Source organism: Rhodococcus sp. R1101, from assembly GCF_000278445.1.
GTDB lineage: Bacteria > Actinomycetota > Actinomycetes > Mycobacteriales > Mycobacteriaceae > Rhodococcus > Rhodococcus gordoniae.
Window position 1 is genome coordinate 1 of sequence record NZ_AJVB01000768.1, and the last position, 1120, is coordinate 1120.

The window sequence follows — 1120 nt, forward strand, 5'->3', positions numbered from 1 at the left end:
ACTTGTACCGCAGGACGTAGGTGTCCTTGACGATGCCGGCATCCAGGACGAAGCGCACGCGCTCTGCCCGCCCGTCGGGGCGGTGTTCCACCACCTCCACGGTCTTCGCCGCCGACACCCAGGTGGGATAGGCATCGAAATCTGCGATGACCTTCATGACACGCTCGGCCGGCGCGTCGATGGTGATCGACCTCTTCGTCTTCTCGGCCATGTGGTGACGGCTCCCTTTCTCGGTCCCTCGGGTGTACACCGATCAGTCCCGTTCCGACGGTCTATCACACACTCTGCGGACAACGGTATCGGCACTTCGGTCCGTCAGAGGCGCGGTGGCTCGCCTGCCGGACGACCGGCCTCGAGACGCTGCTTGACCTCGAAGGTCATCACCTTTCCCTGGACCCGGCGCGTCCGGTTCATGGCGGCGAGGTCGAGACCTGCGACGCGCTCGGGTGGGACACCCGCCGGTTCGCAGTGCAGGAAGTAGTGGATCACCGCGCCGTCGAGGACCGGTTCGAGCCACACTTCCATCGTCCCCTCGAGCGGGCCCGACACCGTCCACCGGATGCCCTTCTCGGCACGGTCCTCACGCACGGTCAGCGTGAGATCGGGCCACCAGGCACGCCACCGATCGGGCGCCGCGACCTCCTCGGCGATGCGCTCGGGGGGCGCCGCTACGAAGGTCTGATCCGCCACCTGAATGCTGCTCACGCAGGACAGCTTCACACATCGCGCCGCCGGCCCGTCCGGTCACCCCGCCGACGGCGCCACGGTCTCGCCCGGTGGCGTCGCGGCGTCGAGATATCCGCGCAATCTCGCTCCCAGGACATCCCATCTCCAGTCGGTGGACACCCACTCGCGACCGGCCGCGCCCATTGCGGCGGCACGGTCGGGATCGGCGAGGATGCCGGACACGGCGGTGGCGACCGCCGTCACCGCGGTGCCGTCGACGACGTACCCGGTCCGGCCGTCCCGCACCGTCTCCGGGGCCCCGCCCGATCTGCCGGCCACGACGGGGACACCGGTCGCGGACGCCTCGAGGTAGACGATGCCCAGGCCCTCGACGTCGAGACCGCCGCCGCGGGTGCGACACGGCATCGCGAACACGTCGGCGACGGTGTGGTGC

Annotated in this window: 3 protein-coding genes; all 3 read right to left on the bottom strand. The window is 69.6% G+C overall.

From position 1 onward, the window contains the following. On the bottom strand, positions 1–211 hold a 211-nt coding region (locus R1101_RS0124025; RefSeq protein ID WP_016935698.1), incomplete at its 3' end, for an SRPBCC family protein. A gap of 104 nt (positions 212–315) precedes the next feature. Further along, positions 316–705: a polyketide cyclase / dehydrase and lipid transport gene (locus tag R1101_RS0124030; RefSeq protein WP_037225094.1), complete on the bottom strand. Its 390-nt coding sequence runs from the start codon at positions 703–705 to the stop codon at positions 316–318. A gap of 39 nt (positions 706–744) precedes the next feature. Next, positions 745–1120: glycosyltransferase (locus R1101_RS0124035; RefSeq protein WP_016935700.1), on the bottom strand; the 376-nt coding region annotated here is incomplete at its 5' end.